The sequence below is a fragment of the Rivibacter subsaxonicus genome, from assembly GCF_004217215.1.
In the GTDB taxonomy this organism is placed as follows: Bacteria; Pseudomonadota; Gammaproteobacteria; order Burkholderiales; family Burkholderiaceae_C; genus Rivibacter; species Rivibacter subsaxonicus.
Genome location: NZ_SHKP01000007.1, coordinates 315666 through 328694, shown reverse-complemented (window position 1 = coordinate 328694; position 13029 = coordinate 315666). Strand labels below are relative to the sequence as shown.

Genomic DNA, 13029 nt, shown 5'->3' with positions numbered 1-13029 from the left:
CCGCGACTGCCGATAATCGGCGCATGACCGATACCCTGCCGATCCGCATCGCCTCCCTTCACCTGCACCCGGTGAAGTCCTGCGCGGTGCTCGACGTGGCCGAGGCGCTGCTGGTCGAGACCGGCTTCGATCTCGATCGCCAGTGGATGGTGGTCGACGCGCAGGGCGAGTTCATCAGCCAGCGCGAGCAGCCGCGGCTGGCACTGGTGCGCTGCCAGCGCCGCGCCGCCGACCTGGTGCTGCGCGCGCCCGGCATGCTGGCGCTGCACATCGCGCTCGACGCGGCCGAGGAGCCGTGCAGCGTCCAGGTCTGGGACGACCGCCTGCCGGCGTACGACATGGGCGCGCTGGCGGCGCAATGGTTCAGCGACTTCCTCGGCGTGACGGCGCGACTGGCGCGCTTCGACCCGGAGCAGCGGCGCCTGTCGAGCCCGAAGTGGAGCGCCGGCGTCGAGGCGCTGAACCAGTTCAGCGACGGCTTTCCGATCCTGGTCGCCTCGGTCGGCGGGCTCGAGCAGTTCAACCAGCGGCTCGCGGCGCAGGGCGCGTCCGGCCCGGTGACGATGGCGCGCTTTCGTCCCAACATCGTGATCGACGCCGACGATGCGGCGCTGCGCGAGCATCTCGAGGACCACCTCGATGAACTGCGATTCGGGACCGAAGACGCTCCGGTGCGGCTCAAGCTGGTGAAGCCCTGCGCGCGCTGCCCGATTCCCGATGTCGAGCCGGGCACCGGCGTCGCCGATCCGGCGCGTGCGGTGACCGCGGCACTGGCCAGCTACCGCGCCGATGCACGGCTCGACGGCGCGCTGACCTTCGGCATGAACGCCGTGATCCTGGAGGGCGTCGAGCGCGTGCTGCGCGTCGGCGACGTCGGCCAGGCAACGCTGGCTTTCTGACTACGCCGGCCGCGAGGCCGGCAGCGGAATGAACTCGACGTCGTCGCCCGGCACGCTCGCAAAGCGCCCGGCGGCCCAGTCCGCGCCCGCCTGCAGCACCCGCTCCTTGCGGCTGGAGACGAAGTTCCACCAGATGAAGCGCGGCCCGAGCGGTGCACCGCCGACCAGCGCCACGCGCGCGCCGTCGGCGGCCGCCAGCCGCGGCCTGCTGCCGGGCGAGAGCACCGCCATCCGGTTGGCGGCGACCGGCTCGCCGTCGAGCGTGACGGCGGCGTCGATCGGGTAGATCGCGCGCTCCTCGGCCGCGTCCGGCAACTCGAGTTCGCCGCCGGCCGGCAGCGCGATGTCGAGGTAGAGCGTCGGCGACAGGCTCGGCACCGGCGAGCGCAGGCCGAAGGCCTCGCCCATCAGCACCCGGACCCGCGCGCCATCGATCTCGAGGCTCGGGATCGAGGCAGCGTCGATGTGGAAGAAGGCCGGCTCGCACTCCTCCTGCTCGGCCGGCAGTGCCAGCCACAGTTGCAGGCCCTGGCTGGTGCGGGTGAGCGCGCGCAGATCGTCCGGGGTGCGCTCCGAATGCACCACGCCGCGGCCGGCCACCATCAGGTTGATCGCGCCGGGCTCGATGCGTTGCACGACGCCGGTCGAGTCGCGATGCATCATCGCGCCCTCGTAGAGGTAGGTCACGGTCGCCAGGCCGATGTGCGGATGCGGGCGCACGTCGTGGTTGTCGGCGGCGGTGGCGCGCACCGGGCCCATGTGGTCGAAGAAGACGAAGGGGCCGACCGCGCGTTGCGCAGCCGCCGGCAGCAGGCGGCGCACCTTGAAGCCGCCGCCGAGGTCCTTCTCGTGGGGTTGCAGCAGTTGCAGGCTCATGACGCAGACCTCGACCGTGGCGATGGGCGCCAGTGTCGCGCGGCCCGGGCGCCGCTGCAGGCGGGGCCTTAAAATCGCAGCATCGCCCCGGACCCGCAGATTGCGCGGCGCGGCCCTCCTCCCCTCGATCCCAGCCTGCCATGAGCCTCCAATGCGGCATCGTGGGCCTGCCCAACGTCGGCAAGTCCACCCTTTTCAACGCCCTGACCAAGGCCGGCATCGCGGCCGAGAACTATCCCTTCTGCACGATCGAGCCGAACGTCGGCGTGGTCGAGCTGCCCGATCCGCGGCTGCAGAAGCTGGCCGAGATCGTCATGCCGGAGCGGGTGCTGCCGGCGATCGTCGAGTTCGTCGACATCGCCGGGCTGGTGGCCGGCGCCAGCAAGGGCGAGGGCCTCGGAAACCAGTTCCTGAGCCACATCCGCGAGACCGACGCGATCGTCAACGTGGTGCGCTGCTTCGAGGACGACAACGTCATCCACGTCGCCAACAAGATCGACCCGATCGCCGACATCGAGGTGATCCAGACCGAGCTCTGCCTGGCCGACCTCGGCACCGTCGAGAAGAGCCTGCACCGCTACAACAAGGCGGCGCGCTCGGGCAACGACAAGGAGGCCGCGGCGCTGGTCAAGGTGCTCGAGAAGTGCCAGGCCGCCCTCGACCAGGCGAAACCGGTGCGCGGCATCGAGTGGAGCAAGGAAGAGCTGGTGATCCTCAAGCCGCTGTGCCTGATCACCGCCAAGCCGGCGATGTTCGTCGGCAACGTCAGCGAGACCGGCTTCGAGAACAACCCGCACCTGGACAAGCTGCGCGAGTACGCGCTGACGCAGAACGCACCGGTGGTGGCGATCTGCGCCAAGACCGAGGCCGAGCTGGCCGACATGGAGGACGAGGACCGCACGATGTTCCTGGCCGAGATGGGCCAGGACGAGCCGGGCCTGAACCGCCTGATCCGCGCCGCCTTCAAGCTGCTCGGCCTGCAGACCTACTTCACGGCCGGCGTCAAGGAAGTGCGGGCCTGGACCATCCACATCGGCGACACCGCGCCCAACGCGGCCGGCGTGATCCACACCGACTTCGAGCGCGGCTTCATCCGCGCCCAGACCATCGCCTACGAGGACTACATCGCCTACAAGGGCGAGCAGGGTGCCAAGGACGCCGGCAAGATGCGCGCCGAAGGCAAGGACTACGTCGTCAAGGACGGCGACGTGCTGAACTTCCTGTTCAACGTCTAGGGTGTTGAGCCCCCACGCTTGCGGCGGCGCCGCGGCGCTGCCCCCCGAGGGGGCGTGCCAGGCTTGGGGCGGCCCGGCGCCCGGCGACCGCGCTACAGCCGCGCGAAGCTGACCCTCACCAGCAGCCCGCCGCCCTCGTTCGCATCGAGCAGTTCGACAGTGCCGCCATGCGCGCCGGCGATGTCGCGCACGATGGCCAGGCCCAGCCCGCTGCCGTTGCCGGGCGCGCCGGCGGCGCGGTAGAAGCGCTCGAAGACGCGCTCGCGGTCGGCCACCGCCACGCCGGGGCCGTTGTCCTCGACCTCGAGCACCGCCCGGCCGCCATCGGCGCGCGTGCGCACCGTGATGCGGGCGCCGCCTTCCGCGCCCTGCGCGTACTCGAGCGCGTTGTGGACCAGGTTGCCGAGCAGTTCGCGTAGCAGCTCGGCGCGCGCCCGCACCATGACCGGCGCGAGCTGGAAGCCGAGGTCGGCGCCGCGCTCGAGCGCACGCGGCACCCAGTCCTGGGCGGCTTCCTGCGCCATCGCCTTGAGATCCACCGGCTCGCCGGCCACCGGATCGCGCCGGCTGGCCTCGCTGCGGGCGAGCGCGAGCAACTGCTCGGCCAGCCGCGCCGCGCGCTCGGCACTGCGATGCACGCGCCGAAGCGTCGCGTCGATCTCGTGCGGATGCGCTTCGAGCAGCGCCAGCTCGGCCTCGGTGCGCAGGGCCGTCAGCGGCGTGCGCAGCTGGTGCGCAGCGTCGGCGATGAAATGGCGCTGACGTGCCGATTCGCCGGCCACGCGTCGCAGCAACTGGTCGATGGCGTCGAGCAAGGGTCGCACCTCGCTCGGCGCGCGGCCGCGCGCGAGCGGGCGCAGGTCATCGAGCGAACGCTCGGACAGCTGGCGGTTGATCGACTTCAGCGGCCGCATCGCGTAGCTCACCACCGCCCAGATCGCCAGGGCAAAGCACAGCACCGCCGCCACCGACAGCAACACGATGCCGCGCACCGCCTCGCTGCGCGCGGCTTCGCGCCGGCCCATCGACTCGGCCACGCGCACCTCGCACGGCAGTTCGAGCCCGCAGTCGACCGCCAGGCTGACCATGCGCGCCGGCTCGGTGCCGATCGCCACGTCGACGGCGCGGCGCGCGTCGCCCGGGCCGCCGGGCGTCGGCACCGCCGCCAGCGCGGCATCGCCGCCGATCAGGCCTCCGCCCGGCTCGAGCACCGCGTACCAGACCCGTTCGGTCTGGTTCGCGCGCAGCAGCGCCTCGGCCTGCGGATGCAACTCGAAGCCCGGCTTCGGCTCGGGGCCTGACGCCGGCAGGATCTGCGCACCGAGCCCGAAGGCGGTGTCGGTCAATGCCTGGTCGAATGCATCGACGCCGCGCGAGATCTCCTGGCGCGCGTTGAGCCAGACCCGCACCGGCGCGATCAGCACCGTCAGCAGGAACACGGACAGCAGTAGGGTGGCCTTGAGGCTGCGCAGCATCGGGGCGGCCGGTCGCCGGCGCTATCGATCCGGCTCGGCAGCCGTCGTCGTGGCGGCCTCTTCCACCAGGTAGCCGAAACCGCGCACGGCGCGGATGCGCAGACCGGCCGGCTCGATCTTGGGCCGCAGCCGCGAGACGTAGACCTCGACCGCGTTTTCCGACAGCGCGTCGCCCCAGCCGCTGATCGCCTGCAGGATCTGCTCCTTGCCGATCACATGGCCGACGCGACCGAGCAGGTACTCGAGCACCGACCATTCGCGCACCGAGAGCTCGAGCGGCTGCTCGCCGATCCAGGCCCGACGCGCGGTGAGGTCCATGCGCAGGCTGCCCATCGACAGTTCGCTGCCGGCGCGCACCCGGTGGCGACGCGTGAGCACGCGCACGCGTGCGATCAGTTCGGCCAACGCGAAGGGCTTGACGAGGTAGTCGTCGGCACCCGACTCGAGGCCGCGGACCCGGTCTTCCACCGCGTCGCGCGCGGTCAGGATCAGCACCGGCGTCTGCAGCCCCTGCTCGCGCACGCGGCGCAGGGTCTCGAAGCCGTCGATGCCGGCCAGGCCGATGTCGAGGATCAGCAGATCGTAGGGATCGGCGGCGAGCGAGCCGGGCACCGGCTCGCCGCGCGGTGTGTGGTCCACCTCCCAGCCCTGCGAGCGCAGCGCGCGCGCGGTGGACTCGGCAAGCGCGGGGTCGTCCTCGGCGAGCAGGACGTGCAGCGTACGGCTACCCATCAGACAAAGGCCCCGTCGCCGGCGATCGATGGCGGCAGGGCGTTCCCCCGCAGGACGGCAACGGACATCAATGGCTCCCCCGGATCCTCATGCTCGGGACAGACAGGCCCCGGCCATGGAAGCAGTCTAGCGCCGCGTGCCGGCCTCTTCGATCCTGACAGCTGCGGGGCCGCCAGCACGTGCACAATCCCACATCGCTAGAATGTGTGCGCACGCTGTCATATGTGCCAAAGAATCGGCTTGTTTCTGCGCATTCACTCAGAAACCCTGCGGCTTTAGCACTCGGTCAGATGGAGTGCTAATATTCGCCGAAGAGGACGACATTCATGACCGCTGCTACCGCATCCCTGCCCCTGACCCCGGCGCTCGCGAGCCCGCGCGCGCTGGCGGCGCGCGATCCGTGGGCGATGGTTCCGTCGCTGGGCAATCTCGACGCCTACATCAGCGCCGCCAACCGCCTGCCGTTGCTGACGCCCGAAGAAGAACTGCGCTTTGCGACCCGCCTGCGCGAGCACAACGATCTCGAGGCCGCCAGCCGGCTGGTGCTGTCGCACCTGCGCCTGGTGGTGTCGATCTCGCGCCAGTACCTGGGCTACGGCCTGCCGCACGGCGACCTGATCCAGGAAGGCAATGTCGGCCTGATGAAGGCCGTCAAGCGCTTCGACCCGGGCCAGGGCGTGCGTCTGGTGAGCTATGCGCTGCACTGGATCAAGGCCGAGATCCACGAGTACATCCTCAAGAACTGGCGCCTGGTGAAGGTCGCGACGACCAAGGCGCAGCGCAAGCTGTTCTTCAACCTGCGCTCGATGAAGCGCGACTTCAAGAACGGCGCGGCCGACGCCGACGTGCATCGCCAGTCGCTCTCCTCCGCCGAGATCGACCTGGTGGCCGCGCAGCTCAACGTCAAGCGCGAGGAAGTCATCGAGATGGAGACGCGCATGGCCGGCGGCGAGGTCGCGCTCGACCCGACGCCCGACGATGGCGAGGACGCCTTCGGCCCGATCACCTACCTCGCCGACGAGCGCGAGGAGCCGAGCCGGCTGATCGAGTCCAAGCGTCGCGACGCGCTGGCCGGCGACGGCATCGCGCGCGCGCTCGAGTCGCTCGATCCGCGCAGCCGGCGCATCGTCGAGAGCCGCTGGCTGCAGGTCAAGGACGACGGTTCGGGCGGCTTGACGCTGCACGACCTGGCCGCCGAGTACGGTGTCAGCGCCGAGCGGATCCGCCAGATCGAGGTGGCGGCGATGAAGAAGATGCGCGCCGCACTGGCGGTAGAGGCTGCCTGAACCCGCGGCTGCTTCGCCAGCTCCGGCAAGACGGGCCCGCAATGCGGGCCCGTTTTCATTGCGCAAGTCGCAGGCTCAGCTCATCAGCTGCTTGAGGTCGCTGACCCAGTCTTCCACCGGCTGGCCATAGCGCACGAACAGCCGTGCCCGGCCGTCGGCATCGAAGACGTAGCTGCCGGCGGTGTGGTCCATCGTGTAGCTGCCGGGCGTCTTGCCCGGCACCTTCTGGTAGAAGGCCTTGAAGGACTTGGCGGCGGCCGCGGTCTGGTCGAGCGTGCCGCGCAGCGCGACGAAGCCCGGGTCGAAGGCGGCCATGTAGGCCTTGAGGATCTCGGCCGTGTCGCGCTCGGGATCGACGCTGATGAACACCGGCTGCAGCCTGGCGCCATCGGCGCCGAGCGCCTTCTTGATCGCGACGAACTCGGCCAGCGTGGTCGGACAGACGTCCGGGCATTGGGTGAAGCCGAAGAACACGACCGTGACCTTGCCCTTGAAGTCGGCCATCGTGCGCGACTTGCCATCGACGTCGCTGAGCACGAGGCCCTTGCCCATCTCGGTGCCGGTGATGTCGACCGCCTTGAATTCGGCCTTGGGTGCGGAGACGCCGGGCAGCTTGTCGCAGCCGGCCAGGGCAACGGTGAGAAGGCCGGTGGCGACCAGCAGCAGGTAGCGTCGGATCATGGCGTTGTTCATGCGGGCAGCAGGTAGTGGTCGAGCAGCAACGCCGCGAACAGCAGCGACAGGTGCCAGATCGAGAAGCGGAAGGTCTGGCGCGCCAGCGGCTCGCTGTAGGCGCGCCAGAGCCGAAAGCCGTACCAGCAGAAGCCGGCGCCGAGCAGCACCGCCGCCAGCAGGTAGATCCAGCCGCTCATGCCGTAGACGAAGGGCAGCAGCGTCGCCGCGAACAGCACCAGCGTGTAGAGCAGGATCTGCAGCCGCGTGAACTCGTTGCCGTGGGTCACCGGCAGCATCGGCAGGCCGGCGCGGGCGTAGTCCTCGACGCGGTACAGCGCCAGCGCCCAGAAATGCGGCGGCGTCCAGAGGAAGATGATCAGGAACAGCATCAGCGCCTCGGGGCCGACCTCGCCGCGCATCGCGGCCCAGCCCAGCAGCGGCGGCATCGCGCCGGAGGCGCCGCCGATGACGATGTTCTGCGGCGTCAGCGGCTTGAGGATGACGGTGTAGACGACCGCATAGCCGACGAAGGTGCCGAAGGTCAGCCACATCGTCAGCGGGTTGACCGCCAGCCACAGCAGCAGGCTGCCGGCGGCGCACAGCAGCCCGGCAAAGCTCAGCGTCTGGGTCCGGCTCAGTTGGCCGCGCGCGGTGGGCCGCCAGGCGGTGCGCTTCATGCGCGCATCGATGCGCTCCTCGACCAGGCAGTTGAAGGCAGCCGCCGCGCTGGCCACCAGCCAGATGCCGACGCTGGCGGCCAGCACCGTGCCCCACTCGCCGGCATTGGGCCAGCCGGGCACCGCCAGCAGCATGCCGATCAGCGCGCAGAACACGATCAGCTGCACCACGCGCGGCTTGGTCAGCACGAGGAACTGGCGCCAGCGCGCGGGCAACTGGCTCGCGGGCGAGGTGACGGTGGAAGCAGGCGCGGACACGCTGGACTCGGGCAGGACGGGAAGCGGTTGAAACAGGTGGCGGGCGCGCGGGCGGTCGATCGCGAATTGTCGTCTAGCGCCGCGCCAGGCGCGGCTCGACCGGCGCCACCGCTGGCCGGCCCGCGATCGCCGGCGCCGCGACGCCGACGCGCACCCACAGCGTCGTCAGCAGGACCACCAGCGCCGCCGCGCCGGCGGTATGGGCGACCGCGGCCGCCAGCGGCCAGCCGAGCACGACATTGGAGATGCCGCTGGCGCTTTGCCAGAGCGCCACGCCCCACAGGCCGAGCGCAAAGGGCCGCAGCGACGCCGCCCGCGTGCGCCACAGCATGAGGCCCAGCGCGACCAGCAGCGGCAGCAGGATGAGCGCGCCGACCCGATGCACCATGTGGATCGCGACCAGCGCCCCGAACGGCAGGTAGCCCTCGCCGCCCATGCCGGCGCCCAGCGGGCGCAGGATCGAGAAGCCGTGCTCCCAGTCCATGCCGGACGGCCACCACTGGCCCTGGCAGGTGGGGAAGCCGGTGCAGGCCAGCACTGCGTAGTTGGTGCTGACCCAGCCGCCGAGCGCGATCTGGCCCGCCGTCAGCAACGCCACCAGCGCGAGGCCTAGGCGCAGCCCGCGCGTGACCGGGATGCTGTCGCGATGTACCGCGCTGGCCTGCGCCGCCAGCAAGGCCAGCAGCACCATGCCGCCGAGCAGGTGCGCGGTGACGATGGCCGGGTAGAGCTTGAGCGTCACCGTCAGCGCACCGAAGGCACCCTGTACGCAGACCCAGACAAAGGTCAGCGTGGCCCAGCCCGGCGCCGCTGTCCGTGGCCCGTGCCGCTCGCGCCGTTCCCGCCGCCAGGCCAGCCACTCCAGCACCATGCCGACCGTGATCAGCACGCCGACCGCGGTGGCGAGGTAGCGATGCACCATCTCGATCCAGGCCTTGCGCTGCGTGACCGGCCCGCTCGGCTGCGCGCTCTGGGCGGCGTGGATCTCCTCGGCGGCGCCGAGCGGGCTGGCGCTGCCGTAGCAGCCGGGCCAGTCGGGGCAGCCGAGGCCGGAATCTGTGAGGCGCGTGAAGGCGCCGAACAGCACCAGATCGAAGGTCAGGAACAGCGTGAGCAGCGTCAATGCGCGGCGCTTGCCGGCCGCGTCGGCACCGCGGTGACGGGCCCAGACCCAGACCAGCGGCCCGAGCGCGATCAGGCAGCCGAGCAGCGCCATCTGCGCCAGCGGCGCCAGGTTCACGAGCGAGGTTGCGAGCATGGTCGCTTCAGCGTCCGGGCTTGTCCCAGCCGGCCGAGGCACGCAGCAGCTTGCCGAGGTCGCGCTGGATCTTCTTGCCGTCGCTCGGCGCCGGGAAGCGCATCATCAGGTTGCCGAGCGGGTCGACCACGAAGAAGTGCGCCCGCAGCGTGTCGTCCTGCGCCGCCGGCAGCCAGGCTGCCAGCGCCGCGGGCGGCGCGCGCAGCACGGTGGCACCCTGCAGCCCGGGCAGCAGTTCGGCGCGCACCGGCGCGGCGTCGTCGACCAGCCAGACGCGATCGACGCGCTCCTTCTCCTTGCCGAGCGCCTCGCGCAACTGGCGCTGCAGGTAGAGCTGTTGCTCGCACTGCGCGTCGCAGGCACCACCGCCGACCGCGACCAGCAGCCACTGGCCCTTGAGCTGAGCCGCATCGAAGGGGCTGCCGTCGAGCGCCGTCAGCGGCAAGGCGGCCGCCGGCGGCAGGCTGCGCTGCGGCTCGACCAGCTCGCCGTGGTTGACGCGGCCCTGCGGCCGGATCACGTAGTAGGTGAAGTAGGACGCGATCACCGGGGCCGCACAAACCAGCAGCACGAGCAGCATCTTCATGCGGCCGCGGCGCGCGGCCTGCGGGTCGCGCGGTTCGTCGAGCACCGCGGGCTGCAGACCGTGCACCGTCATGCCGAGCGGCTGCTCAGCGGCGTCGGCGCGGGCGGATGAGTTGGAACCAGACATAGAGTGCGGCGACGAGCGCGCAGAGAGCAAACCATTGGAAGGCATAGCCGTAGTGCCGGTGCACGTCGACCGCCGGTGCCGGCCAGTCGCGCGACAGGCCGTCGGCGGCGGCGTCGAGCTGCTGCAGCGACAGCGGCCGCAACGCGAGGCCGGTCTCGCGCGCAAAGGCGTCGAGGTCGAGATTCTGCCGAAGCGGGCCGCGTTCGTCGGACGCAAAGCTGTACAGCCGCGCCGGCGCCGGGGCGATGCGTGCCTCGATGGCGATCACGCCGGCCGGCGTCGCCACCGTTGGCACGCGGGTGCGATCGTGCAGGTCGCGCGGCGCCCAGCCGCGCTGCACCAGCACCACGTCGCCCGGCGCCAGCTCGAGCGGGGTCAGCACCTCGAAGCCGGGCCGGGCCTGGCGCTGGCGATTCTCGAGATAGATCGTGTGCTGCGGCAGCCAGCGGCCGCTGACGCCGATGCGCCGGTGACGCTGATCGGCCGCGGCGGTCGCGTCGCGCGCCAGGTCGGCGGCGGCCAGCGGCGGCAGCGCGCGCCGGCTGTCGACGCTGGCTTGCAGCGCCTCCTTCTGCGTCGCGCGCGAGAGCTGCCAGACGCCCAGCCGCGCCGTCAGCGCCATCACGAGCAGCGTGGCGGCGAGCACGATCCAGCGGCGACTGCTTTCACTCATTGGCCAACGGTGGACGAGGCATCAGGGTGCGTGGGTCGCGGCGCCGATCGCCTACAGTGAGAGCATGAAGTTCGTGATTGCATTGATGTTCGTCGCCATCCTGGCGGCGTTGTTCGGCGCCGGCCGCGCCATGCTCAAGAACGGCAAGCCGGGGGAACCCAAGAGCCATCGCATGGCCAACGCGCTGGCGTGGCGGGTCGGCCTGTCGGTCGCGCTGTTCCTGATGGTGCTGCTGGCCTGGCAGTTCGGCTGGATCCAGCCGACCGGACTGCAGGCCGGAAAGTAGAAAGAGCGCCGGACGCGGCGCTCTTTGCACAGGGGCATGGCGGCGTGGCCGCCACGCCCGCTACATCCAGTAGACGACGATGTACAGGCCGAGCCAGACCACGTCGACGAAGTGCCAGTACCACGCGGCACCCTCGAAGCCGAAGTGCCGCTCCGGCGTGAAGTGGCCCTTCATCAGCCGGATCGTGATGAACAGCAGCATCAGCATGCCGACGAACACGTGGAAGCCGTGGAAGCCGGTCAGCATGAAGAAGGTCGAGCCGTAGATGCCGCTGCTGAGCTTGAGGTTCAGCTCGTTGTAGGCATGCCAGTACTCGTAGGCCTGGACGCCGAGGAAGGTGATGCCGAGCAGCACCGTGATCCACATCCAGAGGATCGTCTTGCTGCGCTGGCCGGCCACCAGCGCATGGTGGGCAATGGTCAGCGTGACGCCGGAGGTCAGCAGCAGCGCGGTGTTGATGGTCGGCAGCGGCCACGGACCCATCGTGTAGAAGGGCTCGACGATCCCGGCCGGCGAGGCCGTGGCGCCCGGCACCGCGCTCGGCCAGCCGCCCTTGAAGTCGGGCCACAGCACCGCGTTGTCGAGGCTGCCGAGGCTGGGCACCGCATGCACACGGGCCCAGTACAGCGCGCCGAAGAAGGCGGCAAAGAACATCACCTCGCTGAAGATGAACCAGCTCATGCTCCAGCGGAACGAGACATCGACGCGGTCGCCGTAGAGCCCGCCCTCGCTCTCGCCGATGGCCTCGCGGAACCACTGCTGCAGCACGAAGGCCCACCAGAGCAGGCCGAACAGCAGCGAGTACGCGCCCCAGCCATGGCCGTTGATCCACTGGCCCGCGCCGAGGATCACGAAGAACAGGCCGACCGAGGCCAGGACCGGATGCCGCGAGGGGCCGGGGACGAAGTAGTAGGGCGTGGTGCCTTGGTGGCTGGCTGCCGACATGGTTGCTCCTGAAAACCTGTGCGGTTGAATTCTTTGATCTTGACGAAACGAGGGCTCAGCCGGTGGCGACGCCGCTGCCGATCACCCAGCGCACCAGCAGCACGAGCGCCAGCACGAAGAGCGCGGCGCCGGCCACGCCGGCGACCAGCACGTGGACCGGATTGAGCTTGGCGAGATCCTCGTGGTAGCTCGAATCCTTGCGCACGCCGAAGAAGGCCCATGCGATCGCCTTGGCGGTCCGCAAGAACGAGCCCTCGCGCTGGGCGGCGGCCTTGAGATCGTCGCTCACGATGCACTCCCCAGGAGCGGCACGACAGCGGACGGGCTCGCCACCTTCTTGCCGCCGACCTCGAAGAAGGTGTAGCTCAGCGTGATGGTGCGCACGTCGCCGGGCAGCTTGGGGTCGATGTAGAACACCACCGGCCACTGCTTGCGCTCGCCCGGTGCCAGCGTGTACTCGTTGAAGCAGAAGCACTCGATCTTGTTGAAGTGCGCGGTGGCCTGCTTGGGCGCGTAGCTCGGGATCGCCTGCGCCGCCATCGTGCGGTTCTGGACGTTGACGAACTCGTACATCACGGTGGTCAGTTCGCCCGGATGGACCTCGAGCGAGCGCACCATCGGCTTGAACTCCCAGGGCCCGCGCGAGTTGGCGTCGAACTCGACGGTGATGGTGCGGCTGCGGTCGACCTGGGTGTTGGCCGGCCGGGTGGTGCTCGATCCGTTGACCACCCGCTCCGACAGCGACAGCACGTTGATGCCGAGCTTCTCGCAGATGTGCTTGTAGATCGGCACCAGCGCGTAGCCGAAGCCGAACATCAGCGCCACGATCAGCGCGAGCTTGCCCAGCATGCGGCGGTTGTCACCGCGCACGCGGCTTGCGGGTCGGGAGCCGGACTCGGGTTGCTGCGACATCGCGTCGGACTCAGGCGCCCAGCAGGACCATCCTGGCGACGAAGCCGACCGCGAAGGCGGCCGCGACGCTCGCCAGGATCAGCGCCAGGCGCAGGTTGTTCTTGCGTTGCTCGGGGGTCATGGCCTGGCC

The 13029-nt window shown here is 70.3% G+C and carries 16 protein-coding genes; 4 read left to right on the top strand and 12 right to left on the bottom strand.

The window, feature by feature from the left end:
• The first annotated feature begins 23 nt into the window (after positions 1–23).
• Positions 24–899, top strand: coding sequence for an MOSC domain-containing protein (locus tag EV670_RS14805; RefSeq protein WP_130433433.1), 876 nt, complete (start codon positions 24–26; stop codon positions 897–899).
• On the opposite strand, the gene EV670_RS14800 is transcribed toward EV670_RS14805, so the two are convergent.
• The gene (locus tag EV670_RS14800) at positions 900–1775 is read right to left on the bottom strand and encodes a pirin family protein (protein ID WP_130433431.1); all 876 of its coding nucleotides are present in this window, start codon (positions 1773–1775) and stop codon (positions 900–902) included. It lies immediately after the preceding gene.
• 140 nt (positions 1776–1915) lie between these two features.
• On the opposite strand from EV670_RS14800, the gene ychF reads away from it, so the two are divergent.
• Entirely contained in the window at positions 1916–3010 is a 1095-nt protein-coding gene (ychF, locus tag EV670_RS14795; RefSeq protein ID WP_130433429.1) for a redox-regulated ATPase YchF, read from the top strand.
• 92 nt (positions 3011–3102) lie between these two features.
• Here the strand turns inward: ychF and EV670_RS14790 are convergent, their stop codons facing one another.
• Positions 3103–4485, bottom strand: a complete 1383-nt coding sequence (locus tag EV670_RS14790; protein ID WP_130433427.1) for a sensor histidine kinase — start codon at positions 4483–4485, stop codon at positions 3103–3105.
• A 21-nt stretch (positions 4486–4506) separates the two neighbouring features.
• Positions 4507–5217 (bottom strand): response regulator, encoded by a 711-nt coding sequence (locus tag EV670_RS14785; protein ID WP_207225080.1) that lies wholly within the window; start codon positions 5215–5217, stop codon positions 4507–4509.
• Between the two features lie 326 nt (positions 5218–5543).
• Here EV670_RS14785 and rpoH point away from each other — a divergent pair, with 326 nt between their 5' ends.
• Positions 5544–6503: an RNA polymerase sigma factor RpoH gene (gene rpoH, locus EV670_RS14780; protein ID WP_130433425.1), complete on the top strand. Its 960-nt coding sequence runs from the start codon at positions 5544–5546 to the stop codon at positions 6501–6503.
• A gap of 75 nt (positions 6504–6578) precedes the next feature.
• Here rpoH and EV670_RS14775 read toward each other — a convergent pair whose 3' ends face one another.
• The 5 genes from EV670_RS14775 to EV670_RS14755 form a co-directional block, all read right to left on the bottom strand.
• On the bottom strand, positions 6579–7196 hold the full coding sequence (locus EV670_RS14775) for an SCO family protein (protein ID WP_242616989.1): 618 nt from the start codon (positions 7194–7196) through the stop codon (positions 6579–6581).
• A complete protein-coding gene (gene cyoE, locus EV670_RS14770; RefSeq protein WP_130433423.1) occupies positions 7193–8113 on the bottom strand; it encodes a heme o synthase in 921 nt (306 codons plus the stop codon). The genes EV670_RS14775 and cyoE overlap by 4 nt, the downstream gene beginning before the upstream one ends.
• A gap of 73 nt (positions 8114–8186) precedes the next feature.
• A complete protein-coding gene (locus EV670_RS14765; RefSeq protein ID WP_130433421.1) occupies positions 8187–9371 on the bottom strand; it encodes a COX15/CtaA family protein in 1185 nt (394 codons plus the stop codon).
• Positions 9372–9378: 7 nt separating this feature from the next.
• Positions 9379–10083 carry an SCO family protein gene (locus EV670_RS14760; RefSeq protein WP_130433419.1) on the bottom strand — a complete coding sequence of 235 codons (705 nt, stop codon included), beginning with the start codon at positions 10081–10083 and terminating at the stop codon, positions 9379–9381.
• Positions 10043–10756, bottom strand: a complete 714-nt coding sequence (locus EV670_RS14755) for an SURF1 family protein (RefSeq protein ID WP_130433417.1) — start codon at positions 10754–10756, stop codon at positions 10043–10045. Before EV670_RS14755 ends, EV670_RS14760 begins: the two co-directional genes overlap by 41 nt.
• Before the next feature lie 64 nt (positions 10757–10820).
• Between EV670_RS14755 and EV670_RS14750 the strand changes: the two genes are divergently transcribed.
• Positions 10821–11042: a DUF2909 domain-containing protein gene (locus EV670_RS14750; protein WP_130433415.1), complete on the top strand. Its 222-nt coding sequence runs from the start codon at positions 10821–10823 to the stop codon at positions 11040–11042.
• A 60-nt stretch (positions 11043–11102) separates the two neighbouring features.
• On the opposite strand, the gene EV670_RS14745 is transcribed toward EV670_RS14750, so the two are convergent.
• From EV670_RS14745 to EV670_RS18880, 4 genes are read right to left on the bottom strand one after another with little or no spacing between them, the layout of a single operon-like run.
• On the bottom strand, positions 11103–11987 hold the full coding sequence (locus EV670_RS14745; protein ID WP_130433413.1) for a cytochrome c oxidase subunit 3: 885 nt from the start codon (positions 11985–11987) through the stop codon (positions 11103–11105).
• Positions 11988–12042: 55 nt separating this feature from the next.
• Positions 12043–12276, bottom strand: a complete 234-nt coding sequence (locus EV670_RS14740; protein ID WP_130433411.1) for a DUF2970 domain-containing protein — start codon at positions 12274–12276, stop codon at positions 12043–12045.
• A complete protein-coding gene (locus tag EV670_RS14735) occupies positions 12273–12899 on the bottom strand; it encodes a cytochrome c oxidase assembly protein (protein ID WP_130433409.1) in 627 nt (208 codons plus the stop codon). The genes EV670_RS14740 and EV670_RS14735 overlap by 4 nt, the downstream gene beginning before the upstream one ends.
• Before the next feature lie 10 nt (positions 12900–12909).
• Positions 12910–13020: a cytochrome oxidase small assembly protein gene (locus EV670_RS18880; RefSeq protein WP_242616987.1), complete on the bottom strand. Its 111-nt coding sequence runs from the start codon at positions 13018–13020 to the stop codon at positions 12910–12912.
• Between the last annotated feature and the right edge of the window lie 9 nt (positions 13021–13029).